The sequence below is a fragment of the Pseudomonas sp. PvP100 genome, assembly GCF_017833055.1.
GTDB classification, from domain to species: Bacteria; Pseudomonadota; Gammaproteobacteria; order Pseudomonadales; family Pseudomonadaceae; genus Aquipseudomonas; species Aquipseudomonas syringae.
Map to the genome: position 1 here is coordinate 3,708,499 of NZ_JAFIBO010000001.1, position 20,549 is coordinate 3,729,047.

21 protein-coding genes are annotated in these 20,549 nt (G+C 60.6%); 8 read left to right on the top strand and 13 right to left on the bottom strand.

Going from position 1 to position 20,549, the window contains the following annotated elements; translation table 11 throughout:
* The first annotated feature begins 3 nt into the window (after positions 1 to 3).
* Together JOE39_RS15750 and lnt are read left to right on the top strand one after the other, a co-directional pair.
* Complete coding sequence (locus JOE39_RS15750; protein ID WP_003368790.1) at positions 4 to 846, top strand: HlyC/CorC family transporter; 843 nt, start codon at positions 4 to 6, stop codon at positions 844 to 846.
* Positions 847 to 874: 28 nt separating this feature from the next.
* On the top strand, positions 875 to 2,395 hold the full coding sequence (gene lnt, locus JOE39_RS15755; RefSeq protein WP_210078576.1) for an apolipoprotein N-acyltransferase: 1,521 nt from the start codon (positions 875 to 877) through the stop codon (positions 2,393 to 2,395).
* 50 nt (positions 2,396 to 2,445) lie between these two features.
* Here the strand turns inward: lnt and JOE39_RS15760 are convergent, their stop codons facing one another.
* The gene (locus JOE39_RS15760) at positions 2,446 to 3,216 is read right to left on the bottom strand and encodes a YdcF family protein (RefSeq protein ID WP_210078575.1); all 771 of its coding nucleotides are present in this window, start codon (positions 3,214 to 3,216) and stop codon (positions 2,446 to 2,448) included.
* Positions 3,217 to 3,317: 101 nt separating this feature from the next.
* Positions 3,318 to 3,659 carry a hypothetical protein gene (locus JOE39_RS15765; RefSeq protein ID WP_004416021.1) on the bottom strand — a complete coding sequence of 114 codons (342 nt, stop codon included), beginning with the start codon at positions 3,657 to 3,659 and terminating at the stop codon, positions 3,318 to 3,320.
* A 312-nt stretch (positions 3,660 to 3,971) separates the two neighbouring features.
* Between JOE39_RS15765 and leuS the strand changes: the two genes are divergently transcribed.
* The 6 genes from leuS (at position 3,972) to JOE39_RS15795 (ending at position 10,293) form a co-directional block, all read left to right on the top strand.
* Positions 3,972 to 6,578, top strand: coding sequence for a leucine--tRNA ligase (leuS, locus tag JOE39_RS15770; protein WP_210078574.1), 2,607 nt, complete (start codon positions 3,972 to 3,974; stop codon positions 6,576 to 6,578).
* Between the two features lie 89 nt (positions 6,579 to 6,667).
* The gene (gene lptE / locus JOE39_RS15775; RefSeq protein WP_003340893.1) at positions 6,668 to 7,273 is read left to right on the top strand and encodes an LPS assembly lipoprotein LptE; all 606 of its coding nucleotides are present in this window, start codon (positions 6,668 to 6,670) and stop codon (positions 7,271 to 7,273) included.
* Positions 7,274 to 7,313: 40 nt separating this feature from the next.
* Complete coding sequence (gene holA, locus JOE39_RS15780) at positions 7,314 to 8,351, top strand: DNA polymerase III subunit delta (protein WP_024665247.1); 1,038 nt, start codon at positions 7,314 to 7,316, stop codon at positions 8,349 to 8,351.
* 5 nt (positions 8,352 to 8,356) lie between these two features.
* Positions 8,357 to 8,569 carry a hypothetical protein gene (locus JOE39_RS15785; RefSeq protein ID WP_003391985.1) on the top strand — a complete coding sequence of 71 codons (213 nt, stop codon included), beginning with the start codon at positions 8,357 to 8,359 and terminating at the stop codon, positions 8,567 to 8,569.
* Positions 8,570 to 8,716: 147 nt separating this feature from the next.
* Complete coding sequence (gene arfA, locus JOE39_RS15790) at positions 8,717 to 8,872, top strand: alternative ribosome rescue factor ArfA (protein WP_002555325.1); 156 nt, start codon at positions 8,717 to 8,719, stop codon at positions 8,870 to 8,872.
* Between the two features lie 83 nt (positions 8,873 to 8,955).
* Positions 8,956 to 10,293, top strand: coding sequence for a lytic murein transglycosylase (locus JOE39_RS15795; protein ID WP_210078573.1), 1,338 nt, complete (start codon positions 8,956 to 8,958; stop codon positions 10,291 to 10,293).
* Between the two features lie 119 nt (positions 10,294 to 10,412).
* Here JOE39_RS15795 and lipA read toward each other — a convergent pair whose 3' ends face one another.
* The 11 genes from lipA to nadD form a co-directional block, all read right to left on the bottom strand.
* Positions 10,413 to 11,420 carry a lipoyl synthase gene (gene lipA, locus JOE39_RS15800; protein ID WP_002555327.1) on the bottom strand — a complete coding sequence of 336 codons (1,008 nt, stop codon included), beginning with the start codon at positions 11,418 to 11,420 and terminating at the stop codon, positions 10,413 to 10,415.
* The gene (lipB, locus tag JOE39_RS15805) at positions 11,413 to 12,069 is read right to left on the bottom strand and encodes a lipoyl(octanoyl) transferase LipB (RefSeq protein ID WP_003313884.1); all 657 of its coding nucleotides are present in this window, start codon (positions 12,067 to 12,069) and stop codon (positions 11,413 to 11,415) included. Before lipB ends, lipA begins: the two co-directional genes overlap by 8 nt.
* Entirely contained in the window at positions 12,069 to 12,344 is a 276-nt protein-coding gene (locus JOE39_RS15810) for a DUF493 domain-containing protein (protein ID WP_003313885.1), read from the bottom strand. Before JOE39_RS15810 ends, lipB begins: the two co-directional genes overlap by 1 nt.
* A 90-nt stretch (positions 12,345 to 12,434) precedes the next feature.
* A complete protein-coding gene (locus JOE39_RS15815) occupies positions 12,435 to 13,595 on the bottom strand; it encodes a D-alanyl-D-alanine carboxypeptidase family protein (protein ID WP_003313886.1) in 1,161 nt (386 codons plus the stop codon).
* Positions 13,596 to 13,835: 240 nt separating this feature from the next.
* The gene (locus JOE39_RS15820) at positions 13,836 to 14,864 is read right to left on the bottom strand and encodes a septal ring lytic transglycosylase RlpA family protein (protein ID WP_122220239.1); all 1,029 of its coding nucleotides are present in this window, start codon (positions 14,862 to 14,864) and stop codon (positions 13,836 to 13,838) included.
* Entirely contained in the window at positions 14,864 to 15,871 is a 1,008-nt protein-coding gene (gene mltB / locus JOE39_RS15825; protein WP_003313890.1) for a lytic murein transglycosylase B, read from the bottom strand. Before mltB ends, JOE39_RS15820 begins: the two co-directional genes overlap by 1 nt.
* 17 nt (positions 15,872 to 15,888) lie before the next feature.
* A complete protein-coding gene (gene rodA, locus JOE39_RS15830; RefSeq protein ID WP_003313892.1) occupies positions 15,889 to 16,992 on the bottom strand; it encodes a rod shape-determining protein RodA in 1,104 nt (367 codons plus the stop codon).
* Between the two features lie 31 nt (positions 16,993 to 17,023).
* Positions 17,024 to 18,919 carry a penicillin-binding protein 2 gene (mrdA, locus tag JOE39_RS15835; RefSeq protein ID WP_003399770.1) on the bottom strand — a complete coding sequence of 632 codons (1,896 nt, stop codon included), beginning with the start codon at positions 18,917 to 18,919 and terminating at the stop codon, positions 17,024 to 17,026.
* A gap of 29 nt (positions 18,920 to 18,948) precedes the next feature.
* Positions 18,949 to 19,416: a 23S rRNA (pseudouridine(1915)-N(3))-methyltransferase RlmH gene (gene rlmH, locus JOE39_RS15840; RefSeq protein WP_210078572.1), complete on the bottom strand. Its 468-nt coding sequence runs from the start codon at positions 19,414 to 19,416 to the stop codon at positions 18,949 to 18,951.
* Between the two features lie 9 nt (positions 19,417 to 19,425).
* Positions 19,426 to 19,812, bottom strand: coding sequence for a ribosome silencing factor (rsfS, locus tag JOE39_RS15845; RefSeq protein ID WP_003340916.1), 387 nt, complete (start codon positions 19,810 to 19,812; stop codon positions 19,426 to 19,428).
* A gap of 60 nt (positions 19,813 to 19,872) precedes the next feature.
* Positions 19,873 to 20,532 carry a nicotinate-nucleotide adenylyltransferase gene (gene nadD, locus JOE39_RS15850; RefSeq protein ID WP_161420682.1) on the bottom strand — a complete coding sequence of 220 codons (660 nt, stop codon included), beginning with the start codon at positions 20,530 to 20,532 and terminating at the stop codon, positions 19,873 to 19,875.
* Positions 20,533 to 20,549 lie beyond the last annotated feature (17 nt).

A 20,549-nucleotide genomic window follows, 5' to 3' on the forward strand; every position in this document is an offset into this window, starting at 1 on the left:
GCTATGAGCGAAGACCGATCGAGCAACGGGCAAAAGTCATGGTTGGGTAAACTGACCCAGGCCTTTGTCCATGAGCCGAAAAACCGCCAGGAGCTGCTTGAGCTGCTGCGCGAAGCCCACCAGAACAAACTGCTGGACAGCGAAGCGCTGGCCATCGTCGAGGGCGCCATTCAAGTGGCTGACCTGCAAGTGCGCGACATCATGGTGCCGCGCTCGCAGATGATCAGCATCAAAGCGACCCAGACACCCCGTGAATTTCTGCCTGCGGTCATCGATGCTGCGCACTCGCGCTATCCGGTGATCGGCGAGAGCCACGATGACGTGCTCGGTGTGCTGCTGGCCAAGGATCTGCTGCCGCTGATCCTCAAGGCCGACGGCGACAGCGATGACGTCAAGAAGCTGCTGCGTCCGGCCACCTTCGTGCCCGAGTCCAAGCGTCTCAACGTGCTGCTGCGCGAGTTTCGCGCCAACCACAACCACATGGCCATCGTCATTGACGAATACGGCGGCGTGGCGGGTCTGGTGACCATCGAAGACGTGCTGGAACAGATCGTCGGCGATATCGAAGACGAGCATGACGTCGAGGAAGACAGCTACATCAAACCGCTGCCCAGCGGCGACTTCCTGGTCAAGGCCCTTACGCCGGTCGAGAATTTCAACGAATTCTTCGACAGCACGTTCTCGGACGACGAGTTCGATACCGTGGGCGGTCTGGTGATGAATGCCTTCGGCCATCTGCCCAAGCGCAACGAAATCACTGAAATCGGTGCCTATCGTTTCCGCATCCTGAGCGCTGACAGCCGTCGCATTCATTTGCTGCGCGTGACGCCCATTTCACGTCCGTAAACACTTGATGCTGCTTTAAGGAATCTACATGCGCTGGATAACCCGCCCCGGCTGGCCCGGTAACCTGCTGGCCCTGGCGGCTGGCGGGCTCACGACCCTGGCCCTGGCGCCTTTTGACCTCTGGCCTCTGGTGCTGGTGGCAGTGGCGATGTTCTATCTGGGCTTGCGCGGCCTGAACCCGCGCCAGGCACTGGCCCGCGGCTGGTGCTATGGCTTCGGTCTGTACGGCGCCGGCACCAGCTGGATCTACGTCAGCATTCACACCTACGGCGGCGCGTCCGTGTTGCTGGCAGGGCTGTTGATGCTGTTGTTCATCGCCGCCATTGCCCTGTTCTTCGCCCTGCCCGCCTGGGTCTGGGCGCGCTGGCTGCGTCGCAATGAGGCACCGCTGGCCGATGCGCTGGCCTTCGCAGCGCTATGGCTGTGGCAGGAAGCGTTTCGCGGCTGGTTTCTCACCGGCTTCCCGTGGCTCTATTCCGGCTACAGTCAGCTCGACGGCCCACTGGCCGGGCTCGCCCCCGTCGGCGGCGTATGGCTGATTTCGTTCTCGCTGGCGATGACTGCTGCACTGTTGTGCAACCTGCACCGCCTGCGTGCACGCAAATCGTTTCTGGCCATGGGCGTGGTGCTGTTGCTGGCCCCGTGGGTGACAGGCTTGGCCCTCAAGGGGCACGCCTGGACATCGCCGTCCGGCGCGCCACTGAAAGTCGCGGCAATGCAGGGCAACGTCGAACAAAGCATGAAGTGGGACCCGCAAAAGCTCAACGATCAGTTGGCGCTGTACCGCGACATGACCTTCCGCTCGCAGCAGGCAGACCTGATCGTCTGGCCGGAAACCGCCGTGCCGGTACTCAAGGAAAGCGCAGAAGGCTATCTGTCGATGATGGGCAAGTTCGCCTCGGACCGCGGCGCGGCGCTGATCACCGGCGTACCGGTACGCGAACCGACCGGGCGCGGTGAGTATCGTTATTACAACGGCATCACGGTCACGGGTCAGGGTGACGGCACCTACTACAAGCAGAAGCTGGTGCCGTTCGGTGAATATGTACCGCTGCAGGACCTGCTGCGGGGGCTGATTTCCTTCTTCGACCTGCCAATGTCGGACTTCGCGCGCGGGCCGAACGATCAGGCGTTATTGCAGGCCAAGGGTTATCACATCGCGCCGTTCATCTGCTACGAAGTGGTCTATCCAGAGTTCGCCGCTGGCTTGTCGGCACAAAGCGACCTTCTGCTGACGGTCAGCAACGACACCTGGTTCGGCACCTCGATCGGCCCTTTGCAACACTTGCAGATGGCCCAAATGCGCGCGCTTGAAGCGGGCCGCTGGATGATCCGGGCAACCAACAACGGCGTGACCGCGTTGATCGACCCGTTCGGCAAGATCACCGAGCAGATTCCGCAGTTCGAACGCGGCGTGCTGTACGGCGAAGTGGTGCCCATGCATGAACTCACGCCGTATCTGCACTGGCGCTCATGGCCGCTGGCGATTGTCTGCCTGCTGCTGTTTGGCTGGGCGTTGATGGCGGCACGGATTTCCAAGACCGTCTGACTGCACGAAGCCGGTTTCATCTGCACGCGGGTGAAATCGGCTTCAAATGGTCATTGTCCTTTGCGATAGATCCAAGGGTAAACCAGTAAGCCTGCGGCTTCATTGAGCAGCACCCCGCTCTGCGTGAACACGCGACTTTCAGGCAGCCAGCCGCCAAAAGGCCTGGCGTTGTCGACCCCCAGAAAGCCGACCGGCGCACCCACCACCGTGAAACCTGCCTGCTCGAAGCTCCAGCGTGCCCGCGGCATATGCCAGGCCTGAGTCACCAGCACCACGCGCTTGATACCTTGCGGCTGCAGAATTGCGGCGCTCATGGTCGCGTTTTCCCACGTGGTGCGGCTCAGGCCCTCCTGCCAGCGCACCGCCACAGCAAAATCATCCTGCAGCGACTGCGCCATGATCGACGCTTCGCTGGGCGGCTGGTCAAAATGCAGGCCGCCAGAGGTCAGTATCGGCAGTCCGGATTCTTTCGCCAATCGAGCCGCCAAACGCAAGCGCTCGAGTCCAAGACCGGTGGGCGTGTCTGTCCCCCAGGTCGGCGAGTTGCGCTCGCGCCCGTTGCCCAGTACCACAATGGCATCCGCCTGCTGCGCCATTGTCGCCCACTGCTGTTGCGGCAAGGGAGGGACCTGCTCCAGCTTACGAGCGGCAAACTCTACGGCGACCGGCAGGCTCATCAGCCACAATCCGCCGAGCCCGACCGCGAAAAAAGTCGCAGCCAGACGTGGCCGCGTGCGACGCAACCACCAGCCAAGGATCAGCAGGACAAACAGAATGCCGGGCGGCAAAAGAAGGGCTTTGAGCAGGTAGCGCAGCGGCATCGGGACATCTCCATGAGTGCCCGCAGCCTAGAATGTTTGCAGACACGCGACAATGTCTGAAGCAGGAAGCCCGAGGTAGCCAGCCACTTTTCGTACAGAGCCTAAGAGTTACGGCCCAGCCGCACTGACGCCTTGGCTCGTCGCCGGTCCTTCAGCCAAACGATGGTGGCTGACGCACGGGGCGACCTGCCATGCTCCGCAGTAATCAGACCGCTGCTCATGGACGTGTCCGCGACAACTGCGCCTGCTTCCCCGGAACCTTTTTCGAGATAGGCTTCAATCAACTGGAACTCGGCACGACTCAGCCCCTTGAGCTCAAGCTCGGCAGGCGACTCGTTCCGGAGCCGGACCGAGGTACTCGCCGTCTCGAGTGCAAGACCGAGACGGTCGATCAGACGCTCATACAGCCGGGTCAGGCTTACAACATGCTGCAACTCTGTCATCCGCTCACCTCATCGAAGATAATCATCACCCTCGCGTTTGAGCTTAGCGCTGCTGCAAGAACCGGTAGGGAACAACGACCAACGGCCAGATGAGGTTGTCAGCCGGGCGTTGAGCCCACAAGTGGAGCAATCAGGGTTTCCCTCGATAGACGGCCCTCATGTATGCTACTGCGCTTCCTGTAATTCCACTTCCGCGCTCTTGAGCCCGAACGCACCGCACAGACAGTTGCAATTGTCCGCCACGCGGTGCCGACCTGACTCGGCGAAGCAATGAAGAGGTCAAGGGTCACTAATCCTTAGTAAAAAGTAGCCATGCACGAACTCTATCAGCCCCGTGAAATCGAAGCCGCCGCCCAAACGTTCTGGGATGAGCAAAAGTCTTTTGAAGTCAGTGAACAGCCAGGTAAGGACACTTTCTATTGCCTGTCGATGTTTCCTTACCCGAGCGGCAAGCTGCACATGGGTCATGTGCGCAACTACACCATTGGTGACGTGATCTCCCGCTACCAGCGCATGCTGGGCAAGAATGTTCTGCAGCCCCTGGGCTGGGACGCTTTCGGCATGCCGGCTGAAAACGCCGCCATCGACAACAACGTCGCACCGGCCAAGTGGACCTACGAAAACATCGACTACATGAGGACCCAGCTCAAGAGCCTGGGTCTGGCGGTTGACTGGTCGCGCGAAGTCACCACCTGCAAGCCTGATTACTACCGCTGGGAACAATGGCTGTTCACTCGCCTGTTCGAAAAGGGTGTGATCTACCGCAAGAACGGCACCGTGAACTGGGACCCGATAGACCAGACCGTACTGGCCAACGAGCAGGTCATCGACGGCCGCGGCTGGCGTTCCGGCGCGCTGATCGAAAAGCGCGAAATCCCGATGTACTACTTCAAGATCACCGCGTACGCCGATGAGCTGCTGGAAAGCCTCGACGAACTGCCGGGCTGGCCTGAACAGGTCAAGACCATGCAGCGCAACTGGATCGGCCGTTCGCGCGGCATGGAAGTGCAGTTTCCGTACGACCAGGCCTCGATAGGCGAAGCCGGTGACCTGAAAGTCTTCACCACCCGCCCCGACACCCTGATGGGGGCGACCTACGTCGCGGTGGCGGCTGAACACCCGCTGGCAACCCTGGCGGCGCAAGGCAACCCCGCACTGCAAGCGTTCATCGATGAATGCAAAGGCGGCAGCGTTGCCGAAGCCGACGTTGCCACGCAGGAAAAGAAAGGCCAGGCGACCTCGTTGTTCGTCGAGCATCCACTGACCGGCGAGAAACTGCCGGTGTGGGTCGCCAACTATGTGCTGATGCACTACGGCGATGGCGCGGTCATGGCCGTACCGGCGCACGACGAGCGTGATTTCGAGTTCGCCACCCAGTACGGCCTGCCGATCAAGCCCGTGGTCCGCACCAGCGCCGGCGATCAAACGCCTGCCCCATGGCAACCGGCCTACGGTGAGCACGGCGAGCTGATCAATTCCGGCGAATTCACCGGCCTGACTTTTCAGGACGCGTTCGACGCCATTGAAGCCGCGCTGGTCAAGAAATCCCTGGGCCAGTCCCGTACCCAGTTCCGCCTGCGTGACTGGGGCATCAGCCGCCAGCGCTACTGGGGCTGCCCGATCCCTATCGTGCATTGCGACACCTGTGGCGACGTGCCGGTCCCGGAAGACCAGTTGCCGGTTGTCCTGCCGGAAGATGTCGTGCCCGACGGCGCAGGCTCGCCATTGGCGCGCATGCCCGAGTTCTACGAATGCAGCTGCCCGAAATGCGGCGCACCGGCCAAGCGTGAAACCGACACCATGGACACCTTCGTCGAGTCCTCGTGGTACTACGCGCGTTATGCGTCGCCGCATTACGAGGGTGGACTGGTCGAGCCGAACGCTGCCAACCACTGGCTGCCGGTGGATCAGTACATCGGCGGTATCGAACACGCGATCCTGCACCTGCTCTACGCCCGCTTCTTCCACAAGCTGATGCGCGACGAAGGCCTGGTGACCTCGAACGAACCGTTCAAGAACCTGCTCACCCAGGGCATGGTCAACGCCGAAACCTACTTCCGCATGGAGACCAGCGGCAAGAAGACCTGGATCAACCCGGCCGACGTGACTCTTGAAAGAGACGCCAAGGCCAAGGTGATCAGCGCCACACTGACCAGCGACGGCCTGCCGGTGGAAATCGGCGGCACTGAAAAGATGTCGAAGTCGAAGAAAAACGGTATCGACCCGCAGACCATGATCGACCAGTACGGTGCCGACACCTGCCGTCTGTTCATGATGTTCGCCTCTCCACCCGACATGAGCCTGGAATGGTCCGACTCGGGCGTCGAAGGTTCGCATCGTTTCCTGCGCCGCGTATGGCGTCTGGCTCAGGCGCATGTGGCTCAAGGCCCGTCGACCGGCCTGGACGTTGCGGCATTGTCCGATGAGCAGAAAGCTGTACGCCGCGCGATTCATCAGGCGATCAAACAGGCGAGCCAGGATATTGGCCAGAACCAGAAATTCAACACCGCTGTCGCGCAAGTGATGACGCTGATGAACGTGCTGGAGAAGGCCCCGCAGAACACACCGCAGGATCGCGCACTGATGCAGGAAGGCGTGGAAACCGTCGCCCTGCTGCTGGCACCGATCACGCCGCACATCAGCCACGAACTGTGGACGCAACTGGGCCACAATGAGCCGGTCATCGACGCGGGCTGGCCTGCATTCGACGCACATGCGCTGGTGCAGGACAGTCTGCAACTGGTGATTCAGGTCAACGGCAAGCTGCGCGGCCACATCGAGATGCCTGCCAGTGCCAGCCGCGAAGAAGTCGAAGCGGCTGCACGCGTCAACGAGAACGTATTGCGCTTCACTGATGGCCTGACCATTCGCAAGGTGATCGTCGTGCCTGGCAAGCTGGTCAACATCGTCGCAAGCTGATTGGATCGGGCGCCCGGCAAACGCAGGGCGCCGAACATATTTCCAGGGCACGCACTGGCGGCCCAAACGGATTCAAGGGGAGCATCAAGATGATCAAACGCAATTTGCTGGTGATGGGCCTGGCTGTTCTGTTGAGTGCCTGTGGCTTCCAGCTGCGTGGCACCGGTACCACCGAGCTGGCGATCAAGGAGCTGGATGTCAGCGCCCGCAACGCCTATGGCGAAACCGTGACTCAGCTCACTCGCCTGCTGACCAGCTCTGGCGTCAAGGTCTACACCGGCGCGCCTTACAAGCTGATGCTGACCAACGAAGCCGAGACTCAGCGCGCCATCAGCTACTCGGGCTCGGGTCGCTCGGCTGAATACCAGCTGACCACCACCCTGACCTATGAAGTGCATGGCGACAGGGATCGCTTCCTGCTTGGCGATAAAGTCACCGCAGACCGTTCCTACGTGCACGACGGCAACAACCTGACCGGTTCCGATCAGGAAGCCTCTCAGGTTCGTCAGGAAATGCGCAACGACTTGATCCAGAAACTGATGGCGCGCTTGCAGCAACTGACCCCTTCGCGTCTGGACGAGCTGCAGACCAAGGCCGACGCAGTTGCCAAGGCCGAAGCCGACGCACTCGAGGCTGCTCAGCGAATCCGCGACGAGACACCTCAGCAGTCGCCTGTCGAAGTTCCAGCCAGATAAGTGTTCGGGGCCGGTTTCCGGCCCCGACATCCTCTGAATCATGAAACTCGCCCCCGCCCAACTCGGCAAGCACTTGCAAGGCACACTTGCGCCCGTCTATGTGATCAGCGGTGATGACCCGCTGCTCTGCCAGGAAGCAGCTGACGCCATTCGCGCGGCCGCACGCCAGCAAGGCTTCGATGAGCGGCAGGTATTCAGCGCCGACGCCAGCTTCGACTGGGGCACATTGCTCCAGGCGGGTGCCAGCATGTCGTTGTTTGCCGAACGCCGCCTCCTGGAGTTGCGTCTGCCCTCCGGCAAGCCCGGCGACAAGGGTGCTGCGGCGCTCATGGAATACTGCGCCAGACCTGCCGAAGACACCCTGCTGCTGATCAGCCTGCCCAAACTCGATGGCAGTGCGCAAAAAACCAAATGGGGCAAGGCCCTGGTCGAGGGTGCGCAAACCCAGTTCGTGCAAATCTGGCCGGTGGACATCGGCCAGCTGCCGCAATGGATTCGCCAGCGCCTGTCGCAGGCGGGTCTGGCGGCGACTCAGGACGCCGTCGAACTGATCGCTGCCCGGGTCGAAGGCAACCTGCTGGCCGCCGCGCAGGAAATCGAAAAGCTCAAGCTGATGGCCGAAGAAGGCCAGATCACCGTCGAGACCGTGCAGGCGGCGGTGGCCGACAGTGCACGCTTCGATGTGTTTGGCCTGACCGATGCCGTCCTTAATGGCGAAGCTGCCCATGCGTTGCGCATGCTCGAAGGGCTGCGTGGCGAAGGGGTCGAAACGCCGGTGATTCTCTGGGCATTGACCCGCGAACTGCGCGCTCTGGCCAATATGTCGCAACAATTCAGCCAGGGCGTGCCGCTGGACAAGGTATTCAGCTCGGCACGCCCGCCGATCTGGGACAAGCGCAAGCCACTGATGGGCAAAGCCCTGCAACGCCACTCGGCAAAACGCTGGAGCCAGCTGCTCATGGATGCGCAACGCATTGATGCGCAGATCAAAGGCCAGGCCGCAGGCTCGCCATGGAGCAGCCTGAGCCGGCTGGCGCTGCTGATGGCAGGGCAACGATTGGCGCTGCCTGCGGAGTAGGCCTCATGTGCGACCTGCCTACTGGCCTGTTTGAACTCGTCGCTCGTGCCATTTTCTATCCGGTCGGATGGCCAATCGTAAAACTCCTGACGCTTGGCAAATACCCTGTAAAAGGCTCCTGGTTTGCGGAAACCCCAGCAGCAAATTGGGCGACAGGCATGGGAGTTGCCCCCCTTGCAATCATCATGATGGCGCTACTGCATCAGTTTGATTTTTGATCAAATTCGCGAGCAAGTTGGCTCCCACAGGTATTCATTCACGCGGCCAATTACGCGCTCAGTGTCATAGCACACGACTATTAGACACACGCGCCGTTCTGCCCGATGATTCGCAGCGTTTTACAACACCCATCAGGAGCACCCGCCATGAGCAAGCCAAAGCGGCCGAACAAGGCCAAATCCATCATCGCCCAGCCTTTGTTCCGCAGTCGTCAGGAACAACCCGCCAAGGGCAAAGGCAGCTACCGCCGCGAAGCCTTCCAGTCTAAAAGCTGGGAGGCTTCCTGCTTTATGGCAGCCTGATATCGAGCAACATTTCCGGGGCGCTTTCAACCGCTTAGCCGTGTTATGGTCTGCACCTAACGGTAATACCCTTGGACTCAAGCATGCCTTCTCGTTTTACCCGTCGCCCGCAGCTGCGCCAACTCATCGCTGCCTCCAGTCTTGTTGCCCTGGTAGCCTGCGCAGAAAAACCCACTGCAGCCGATGCCACACCTCTTCAATCCAGCAAGGTGCAGACAAACGCTCCTGCCGTAGCGCCTACGCCAGCGCTGGTCGTTGATGACAACCTCACGATTCAGCCCGCCGTCAGCTTCAGCGAATGGCAGGCCGGCTTTCGTGCCCAGGCGTTGAAGGCGGGTATCCGGGCGGACGTATTCGACCTGGCATTTGCCGGCGTCACCCCAGACATGAGCGTGGTCAAGGCCGACCGCAGCCAGCCTGAATTCAGCCGCCCGGTCTGGGAATACCTCGACGGTGCCATCTCTGCCGCACGCGTACGCAAGGGTCAGGCGCTGCTTTCGCAGTATGCCGACGACCTGCAGAAGATCGAGCAGCAGTACGGCGTGGATCGTCAGGCGCTGGTCGCGGTATGGGGGATGGAAAGTAATTTCGGGTCGTTCCAGGGTACGCAATCCGTCATACGCTCACTGGCAACGCTGGCCTACGAAGGCCGTCGTCCCGGCTTTGCACAGAGCCAGTTGCTGGCCGCGCTGGAAATCATCCAGCATGGAGACATCACCCCGGACAAAATGCTCGGTTCGTGGGCCGGTGCGATGGGCCAGACCCAGTTCATCCCGACTACCTACAACACCCATGCCGTGGATTTTGACGGCGATGGCCGACGTGATATCTGGAACACCCCTGCCGATGCCCTCGCCTCCACCGCGCACTACCTGCAAAGCTCCGGCTGGCAGCGTGGTCAGCCCTGGGGCTTTGAAGTGGTGCTCGGCTCGGGATTCGATTACTCGCTGGCCGACTCGACGACCCGCAAAAGTCTCGCTGAATGGCAGCAACTGGGCCTGAAACAACCGGACGGCTCAGCGATTCCGGTCGCTGCCAGCCAGCAACAAGCCGCCTTGCTGTTGCCGGCCGGTTATCGCGGGCCAGCCTTTCTGGTGCTGGACAACTTCCGCGCGATTCTCAAGTACAACAACTCGACTTCCTACGCACTGGCGATCAGCCTGCTTTCCGATCGTTTCAAGGGCGCGGGCTATGTAGTGGGCAGCTGGCCACGCGGAGACCTGCCGCTGAGCCGCTCAGAGCGCATTGAGCTGCAAACCCTGCTCTCGGCACGCCAGTACGACGCAGGCGCGCCAGACGGCATTATCGGCGCCAATACACGCAAGGCCATCCGCAGTGCGCAGCAGTCGTTCGGCTGGCCAGCTGACGGTTACCCGACGCATGAATTGCTGGAAAACCTGCGCAAGCCTGTCGGGCAATAATCGGGAGGACGCAGAGCGTCCAGAACGGCATGCCAACGCGGAGCATCGGCACGATAATCAACCGCAAAAAAGAAGGGCCAGGTATCACTACCTGGCCCTTCTTTTTTTGCGCCGTGTTGTCAGAGCATCGCTTTGGCGATCTTGGCCTGCTCGTCGGCGTGGTACGAAGAGCGTACCAGCGGCCCGGAGGCGACGTTCTTGAAGCCCATCTTGTAGCCTTCCTCGGCGAACCAGGCAAAGGTGTCCGGGTGGACAAAGCGCTGCACGGGCAAGTGATTGCGCGAAGGCTGCAGGTATTGACCCAGGGTCAGCATGTCGATGTCGTGTTCGCGCATGCGCTGCATGACTTCGATGACTTCTTCGTCGGTCTCGCCCAACCCCAGCATCAGCCCGGACTTGGTCGGTACATGCGGGACCATCTGCTTGAAGCGCTGCAGCAGGGTCAGCGACCACTGGTAGTCCGACCCCGGACGCGCAGCCTTGTACAGACGCGGTACGGTTTCCAGGTTGTGGTTGAACACATCCGGCGGCTCGGCGGCGGTGATTTCCAGCGCCACATCCATCCGGCCACGGTAATCCGGTACCAGCGTTTCGAGCTGCACGCCCGGCGACAGCAGGCGGATTTCGCGGATGCAGTCGGCGAAGTGCTGAGCACCGCCGTCACGCAGGTCGTCACGGTCCACCGAGGTGATGACCACGTACTTCAGGCGCAGGTCGGCAATCGCGATGGCGAGGCTTTTCGGTTCGTTGACGTCGAGCGGCTTCGGACGGCCGTGGCCCACGTCACAGAACGGGCAACGACGGGTGCAGATGTCGCCCATGATCATGAACGTTGCAGTGCCACCGGAGAAGCACTCGCCCAGGTTGGGGCAGGACGCCTCTTCACAGACGCTGTGCAGCTTGTGCTTGCGCAGCAATTGCTTGATACGGTCGACTTCCGGAGAAACCGGGATACGCACGCGAATCCAGTCAGGCTTCTTCGGCAGGTCTACCGTCGGGATGATCTTGACCGGGATGCGCGCAACCTTTTCCGCTCCGCGAAGCTTGACGCCCGCTTCGACTTTCGGACGGGCCACTCGCTCGGAAACATCCAGCGTCGGGATCAGGGTTTGCACGGTGTCAGTCATAATGGTTTATTCCGCCCGTAAGGGTCGCCTGCTCAGCGTAGTCGAGGTGTTTGACGAGCTGCGCACGCAGTCGGGCACTTACCTCGGAAAATTCTATCTGCCCAGCCTGATCGCTCAGTTGGGTCATGGCCAGTCCGGCGTATCCGCAAGGGTTGATGCGGCGAAACGGCTCAAGGTCCATGTCGACGTTCAACGCCAGACCATGAAACGAACAGCCGTTGCGAATGCGCAGACCGAGCGACGCTATTTTCGCGCCGTCAACGTATACGCCGGGGGCATCAGCCTTGGCTGCAGCCTTGACGCCGTAGTCGGCGAGCAAGGCGATGAGGGTGTTCTCGATCCGGGTGACCAGATCGCGAACGCCGAAACCAAGGCGCCTGACGTCCAGCATCAGATAAGCCACCAGTTGGCCCGGGCCATGATAAGTCACTTGGCCGCCACGATCGACCTGTACGACAGGAATATTACCCGGCAGCAGCAAATGCTCGGCCTTGCCGGACTGTCCCTGGGTGAAAACCGGCGGATGCTGGACCAGCCAGACTTCATCGGCAGCCTCGCGGCCACGCTCGTCGGTAAAGCGCTTCATGGCGTGCCAGGCGGTTTCGTAATCGATCAGGCCCAGATCACGAAAACCCAGCGTAGCCGCCATCAGAGCACCATGTGCACGAAACCCGTAGCGCGCAAGGCACTATTGATATCGCGCAACTGGTCTTCGCCGGTAGCGACAATGTGCAATTGCACAGTGGTGTATTTGCCGTTGCTGCTCTGACGCTCGGCGAGCGTCTTGAGGTCGACCTTGGCATGCTTTTCAAGCACTTCCATCACGGCCGCCGTAAAGCCCACACTGGTGTCACCGATCACCTTGATCGGGTAGTCATTGCAGGGAAATTCGATTTTGTGCGACTTGATGTCGGTATCAGTCATGGCAGTAAAGGTCTCACAAGCCGTGACGACGGACACGCGACCCGCTCAGATCATGAGCAGGCCGCGAGAAGGTCGGCATTGGTTACTGGATCAGTTGAACAAGCCGTAGAAGAACAGGCGGATGCTATCCCACACGCGGCGGAAAATACCACCCTCCTCAACCCCGTCGAGCGCAATCAGATTGGCGGTGTGAACCACCTGATCGTCTTTCTTGACCTCGACTTTGCCGATCACGTCGCCCTTGGCGATTGGCGCAACCAGTTGCGGGTTCATGGTCATGCTGGCAGACAGCTTCTTCATGTCACCTTTTGGCATGGTCATGCTCAGATCTTCAGCCAGACCGGCCTTGACCTGACGCTCGGTGCCTTTCCAGACCGTGGCCTGGGCCAGCTCGGTGCCCTTCTGGTAGAAGTTCTGGGTTTCGAAGAAACGGAAGCCGTAGGTCAGCAGCTTCTGGGTTTCAGCTGCACGAGCCTGTTCGCTGTTGGTGCCGAACACCACGGCAATCAGACGCATGCCGTCACGTACTGCCGACGACACCATGCAGTAGCCAGCTTCATCGGTATGACCGGTTTTCAGACCGTCAACGGTCTTGTCGCGCCACAGCAGCAGGTTACGGTTAGGCTGCTTGATGCCGTTCCAGAAGAACTCTTTCTGCGAGTAGATCGCATAGTGAGCCGGGTCTTCGTGAATGATCGCGCGTGCCAGGATCGCCATGTCGTGAGCCGACGAGTAGTGCTCAGGGTTCGGCAGACCGGTCGGGTTCATGAAGTGGCTGTTGGTCATGCCCAGATCGGCAGCAGTCTTGTTCATCATGTCGGCAAAGGCATCTTCGCTGCCGGCAATATGCTCGGAGATCGCGACGCTGGCGTCGTTGCCCGACTGAATGATGATGCCATGCAGCAGATCGCTGACCGTGACCTGGCTGCCGACCTTGATGAACATCCGCGAACCGCCCGTGCGCCAGGCGTTTTCACTGATCGTCACCGGATCGTTTTCGCCAATCTGGCCGCGACGGATTTCCAGGGTCGCGATGTAGGCGGTCATCAGCTTGGTCAGACTCGCAGGAGCCAGACGCTGATCACCGTTGTTCTCGACCAGGACGTTGCCGCTGGTGGCATCCATCAGCACGTAGGCCTTGGCCGCCAGTTGTGGTGCAGCAGGCGTCATCTGCTCTGCCGCCCACACAGTCGGGGTGATGATCAGTGGAACAAGCAGGCACAAACGTTTTGCAAAGGTGGTGATGTTCATCCGTCTCTCGAGAATCCTAATGGGCAAACATGCCCTTGCGGGCAAAACTGAACAGACCGGCGAAGCGAAACGCCTCGGTACGGCTCGTGGCGCCAGGCTGTAACCCTGGCTGACAAAGTCGCCTGTTCGACACACGACCTTGTGGGCAGTTACCTGCAACGCTTGCCCTGAAAGCAAATCTGCGCCGCCTGCGACTGCATACCGTCCCCCATTATTGCCGGAGAACGGTTGTCGAAAAACTTACTGATCCGATGTCACTACGCTCGGCTGGCCCAGATTGGCCGACCTGACGCTGTTTTGCAGCTGCTGGGCTTCACCCTGCGTGTCGATCGGTCCCATCCGCACTCGATAGAGCGTTTGCTGATTGCGCGCTATCGAGCTGACGAACACCGGCGCTCGAACCATCCCGCTCAATTTCGACCTCAGGAGTTCCGCAGCGTCCGGGTTGGCGAAGGCTCCCACCTGGAGAAATAGCCCAGCGGCTTGTCCTGAAGCGTTTTTTTTTGCGTCAACCTGCATAGGCACGACGGGTGCAGCGTGCTGCTGAGGGGGTGGTGTGTACTGCTCGACGGTGCCGGTCGAAGCGGACAGCGCAGGCGGCGTCGCCTGAGCAACGACCTGCGGCTGATTGAGCAACAGCGGCGCCGGACGGCCTCGTTGCGCCCACCATTCCTGCGGGTCGATACCTTCGACCTTGACCCGTGCAGTGCCGGTTTCGGCATAGCCGAGCTTTTTAGCGGCCGCGTAGGACAGGTCGATGATGCGGTCGGAATAGAACGGCCCGCGATCGTTGACGCGCAGGATCACCGTGCGATTGTTGTCCAGGTTGGTCACTTTGACGTAGCTGGGCAGCGGCAGAGTCTTGTGCGCGGCACTCATGCCGTACAGGTCATACACCTCGCCGTTGGCGGTGTTCTGACCATGAAACTTGGTGCCATACCAGGAGGCAGTGCCAGAAGCGACGTAACGCTTGGCATCGCTCATCGGAAAGTAGGTCTTGCCCAGCACGGTATACGGGTTGGCCTTGTAGGCGCCGGTGTGCAGGGTTGGCGTTGCATCAGGGATACGCGAGACATCCACGTCCCACCACGGCGCCCCGTCCTTGTGGGCACGGTTGATGTCCAGCCCCGGCATCGAGCGCACCACGGCGCCGCCCTTGGGCGACGGTGAGGTTGTCGTGCGCGATGGCGACGAGCAACTGGCGACCAGCACTGCCAGGCCAGTCAACGCCAGAAGCTTGAATGATTGAAGAATCGGCGATGCCCGCATTACTTGACGCCTCGAGCTTGAACCAACGATTCAGACAGCTGATATACGGCCATGGCGTACATCACACTGCGGTTATAACGAGTGATTGCATAAAAATTGTTCAAACCCAGCCAGTATTCAGGACCATTGTCGCCTTCCAGACGAAACGCCGTCACCGGCATATCGTCGCGCAGCGCATCATGACTCGCCCAGCCCAGCTGTCGCAACTCCCCGACCGACATTACCGGATCAAGCGCAGGGCTCAACCCCTCGTCAACCCGGTCGCCACGCGCCGTGGCACGACTGACCACCGGCTGACCGGCCACCCAGCCATGACGCTTGAAATAGCTGGCGACACTGCCGATGGCATCGTCCGGATCGGTCCAGATGTTGATGTGACCGTCACCGTCGAAATCCACCGCGTAGGCGCGGAAACTGCTCGGCATGAACTGCGGCAGCCCCATTGCCCCGGCGTACGACCCCTTGAGGGTCAGAGGGTCAACCTGTTGCTCGCGAGCCAGCAGCAGAAACTCGCGCAATTCCTTGCGGAAGAACTGGGCGCGTGGCGGGTAATCGAAGCCAAGCGTCGACAAGGCGTCGATCACGCGGTAATTACCGGTATTGCGGCCGAAAAAGGTTTCTACACCAATGATCGACACGATGATCTGCGCCGGCACGCCGTACTCCTGCTCGGCACGTGCCAAGGCGGCCTCATGCTGACGCCAGAAGTCGACACCGCGAGCGATGCGCGTATCGGTGATGAACATCGGCCGATACTCTTTCCATTGCTTGACCCGTTCGGCCGGGCGGGAAATGGCATCGAGAATGGCCTGCTTGCGCTCGACCTCCCGGAACAGGCTCATCAACTGCTCACCGGCAAAACCATGATCGCGAGTCAGCTCACCGACGAATTCCGCCACCTGGGGCGAACCGTCGTAGTCGCCCGCCAGTGCCTCTTGCACCGATCCAAGGATGCCCACCAGACCGACCACCGGAGCATATCGAGCCCAGTTACGCATTACTTGCATTGAATAGTTCACCTTAATCAAACTTGAGCGATCCATTTACGATGTGTATGGATCGACATCAAAACTCCAAACGCTGACAGTAGGGTCACGAGCGAAGTTCCGCCGTAGCTAATGAAGGGCAAAGGCACCCCCACCACTGGCAGCAGGCCACTGACCATACCGATGTTGACGAAAACGTAAACAAAAAATGTCATGGTCAACGCGCCGGCCAGCAGTTTGCCGAATAATGTCTGCGCCTGTGCGGTGATCACAAGCCCGCGACCGATCAGCAGCATATAAATGATCAGCAACGCACAGATGCCCACCAGGCCGAACTCTTCACCCAATACTGCAATGATGAAGTCGGTATGGCTTTCCGGCAAAAAGTCGAGGTGCGACTGCGTGCCGAGCAACCAGCCTTTGCCGAACACGCCGCCCGAACCAATCGCAGCCTTTGACTGAATGATGTTCCAGCCGGTCCCCAGCGGATCGCTTTCCGGGTCCAGAAACGTCAGTACGCGCTGCTTCTGGTAGTCGTGCATGAAGAAGAACCACATGGCCACCGCCGCCGGTACGGCCGCCGCCAGTACACTGATGATCCAGCGCCAGCGCAAGCCGGCCATGAACAGCACGAAGGCACCCGACGCCAGAATCAGCAGTGACGTTCCCAGGTCTGGCTGGCGCACAATCAGAATGAACGGCACACCGATCAGGGCGAGACTGACCGCCACGTGCTTCAAATGCGGCGGCAACGTGCGCTTGGACAGGTACCAGGCGATGGTCGCCGGCATGATGATTTTGAGAAACTCCGAAGGCTGGAAGCGGATGACCCCGGGAATGTTGATCCAGCGCGTCGCACCCATGGCGTTATGACCCATGACATCCACCACGACCAGCAGCAGGACGCCGATGACATACAGCACCGGCACCCAACGCGCCATAAAGCGCGGCTCCAGTTGGGCGATCACCACCATTGCCACCAGACCGATGCCGAACGAACTGGCCTGCTTGATCAGCAGGTCCCAGTTCTTGCCGCTGGCCGAATACAGCACGAACAGGCTGCCCGCCGCCAGCGTCAGCAGCAGGATCAGTAATGGACCGTCGATATGAATGCGCTGCAGAAACGTGGCGCGGCGACGCATCACGTCTTCACTGGACAGGATGCGGTCGAAATTACTCTTCACGGGCCGCAGCCTCCAGATTCAGGGAACCGGCGTACTCGGGTTTGAGATGGCCGTTTTCGTCGAGCAGCCAGGCGTCCAGGACCTGACGTACGACGGGGGCAGCAACGCCGGAACCGGACTCACCGTTCTCGACCATCACTGCAACAACGATTTTCGGATTGTCGGCCGGGGCGAAGCCGACAAACAAGGCGTGGTCGCGGTGACGTTCCTGCACCTTGGTGCGGTCGTATTTCTCGCCCTGCTTGATGGCCACCACCTGGGCCGTACCACTCTTGCCGGCAATCCGGTACTGCGCACCGATGGCGGCCTTGCGCGCCGTACCGCGCGCGCCGTGCATCACCTCCTGCATGCCGTGATTGACGCGTCCCCAGTTGGCCGGGTCGCGCAGCACGATGTCCGGCATCGGGTTTTCATCCACAGGTGCCTTGCCTTCGATGGTTCTGGCCAGGTGAGGACGGTTCCACACCCCCTTGTTGGCCACCAGCGCGGTCGCCTGGGCCAGTTGCAACGGCGTTGCCTGCATGTAGCCCTGACCAATGCCGAGGATCAGCGTCTCACCGGGGAACCAGGCCTGCCGGCGCGTGGCGCGCTTCCACTCGCGGGAAGGCATCAGGCCGGGAGATTCTTCGAACATGTCCAGCGAGACCTTCTGCCCGATACCAAACTTGTTCATATAAGTCGCCAGTCGATCAATGCCCACCTTGTGCGCCAGATCGTAGAAGTACGTGTCATTTGAGCGCATGATCGCCGTATCCAGATCGACCCAGCCATCGCCGGTGCGGTTCCAGTTGCGGTACTTGTGATCGTAATTGGGCAACTGGTAATAGCCCGGATCGAACACCCGTGAGCCAGGCGTCACTGCACCGGTATCCAGCCCGGCAATCGCCACCGCAGGCTTGATGGTCGAGCCCGGCGGGTACAGCCCTCGCAGGATGCGGTTGAACAGCGGCCGATCGATGGAATCGCGCAGCTCGGCATAGGCTTTGAAGCTGATGCCGGTGACAAACAGGTTCGGATCGAAGCTCGGCGCACTGACCATCGCCAGCACTTCACCGGTGGCCGGGTCCAGCGCGACAACCGCACCACGACGCCCGCCCAGTGCGGCTTCGGCGGCTTCCTGAAGCTTGATGTCCAGGCTCAGGACGATGTCCTTGCCGGGGATCGGGTCGGTGCGCTTGAGCACACGCAATACGCGACCACGGGCGTTGGTCTCGACCTCTTCGTAGCCAACCTGACCATGCAGCTCGGGCTCGTAAAAACGCTCGATACCGGTCTTGCCGATATGGTGCGTGCCGCTGTAATTGATCGGGTCGAGGCTCTTGAGCTCTTTTTCGTTGATGCGCCCCATGTAGCCGACCGAGTGAGCAAAGTGCGGCCCTTGCGGGTAGTGCCTGACCAGTTGCGCAACCACTTCGACGCCCGGCAGGCGGAACTGGTTGACGGCGATCAGGGCGATCTGCTCTTCGCTCAGCTCGAACAGGATGGGCACCGGCTCGAATGGTCGACGCCCCTGTTTCATGCGCTTTTCGAAGATGATGCGGTCGTCGGGGGTGAGCTGCAGGATCTCCACAATGGTGTCGAGCACGCTGGACCACTCGCCTGCGCGTTCACGGGTCATGCTGAGACTGAAACTGGGCCGGTTATCGGCGACCACAACGCCGTTGCGGTCGTAGATCAGCCCACGGCTGGGCGGAATCGGCTGAACGTGAACGCGGTTGTTTTCCGAAAGCGTGGAGTGATACTCGTACTGGATGACCTGCAGGTAATACAACCGGGCAATCAGCACGCACACTAGCAACACGACCGCCACTGCTCCGAACACGACCCTGCCGCGCACCAGGCGTGCGTCCTTTTCGTGGTCTTTGAGGCGGATCGGTTGAGACATTTAGGCCGTATTCACAGTAAAAGACGGTGCTACTTGTGATAAGGGTGCCCGGACAGGACCGTCCAGGCGCGATACATCTGCTCGCCGATCAGGATGCGCACCAACGGGTGCGGCAGGGTCAGCGGCGACAGAGACCAGCGTTGTTCACTGCGGGCACAGACTTCAGGCGCCAGCCCCTCGGGGCCGCCGACCATCAGGTTGACCGTACGCGCATCGAGACGCCAGCGATCGAGTTCGACCGCCAGTTGTTCGGTGCTCCACGGTTTGCCCTGCACTTCCAGGGTGACAATCCGCTCGCCCGGCTGCACTTTCGCCAGCATCGCCTCGCCTTCCTGACGGATAAAGCGCGCGACGTCGGCGTTTTTGCCTCGGGTATTGAGCGGGATTTCCACCAGTTCAAGCGCAAGCTCGGAGGGCATCCGCTTGGCGTATTCGTGCCAACCTTCTTCCACCCACTTGGGCATGCGCGAACCCAAAGCGATCAGACGCAGACGCACATCAAAGCCTTATTCGTTGCCCGGTGTGTGGTGCGCAGCGCTGGCAGCACGGCTTTGTTCGGCACCCTGCCACAAGCGCTCAAGGTCATAGAACTGGCGTGCCGCAGCGGTCATCACATGGACAATCACATCACCCAGGTCCAGCAGAACCCAGTCGCTGTCGCCCTTGCCTTCTTCGCTCAGGGACTTCAGGCCGGCAGCCTTGACCTTGTCACGGACGTTATCGACCAGTGCGTTCAACTGACGGTTGGAGGTACCGGTGCAGATCAGCATGTAGTCAGCGATGCTGGTCTTGTCGCGCACGTCGATGGTCAGGATGTCGGCACCCTTGACTTCTTCAAGGGCTGCAATCGCAACATTGATGACGTCTTCACTGCTCATTTTTTGCTTTGTCATATAAAACTCATTCAGCTCGTATGTGTGGGACCGTCCAGACGCTTGTCGATCAAAGCAGTTTCAGGACGACCCATCAGTGTTCGGCGCGCGGTAAAGTCCGCGTGCATCGATATAGGCCAGTACCGCGTCTGGCACCAGAAAACGTACCGACTTACCGCTGGCCAGCAGTTGACGGATCTGGGTGGCAGACACCGATAAAGGCGTCTGCCAGACGAATGTAATCTGTCCACCCGGCCCTTTCAGGGCCTTGGGATCGCTGACTGCGCGGGCCGCCAGCAGATTGCGCATGGCATCCGGCGACTCGCTGTCCGCATCCGGGCGTTGCAGCACCACGATATGGCAGTGCTCCAGCAGTTCTTCCCATCTGTGCCAGGTCGGCAGCCCGCAAAAGGCATCCCAACCCAGCAACAGGAACAACTGGTCGCGAGGCGCCAGTTCGGCGCGCATCGATTCCAGTGTGTCGAGGGTGTACGACGGTTTGTCACGTTTCAGTTCACGGTCATCCACCGTCAGGGGCGACACACCCGCAACGGCGCTCTGGACCATCGCCAGACGATCCTCGGCGGTGACGCTCGGCATGTCACGATGCGGTGGCCTGGCGCTGGGCGTCAGGCGCAACTCATCGAGTTCCAGCAGTTCAGCCACTTCGAGCGCACCGCGCAAATGACCGATATGAACCGGGTCGAACGTGCCCCCAAGCATGCCGATACGTCTGGGCAGCGCGGTCATGGGGCTAT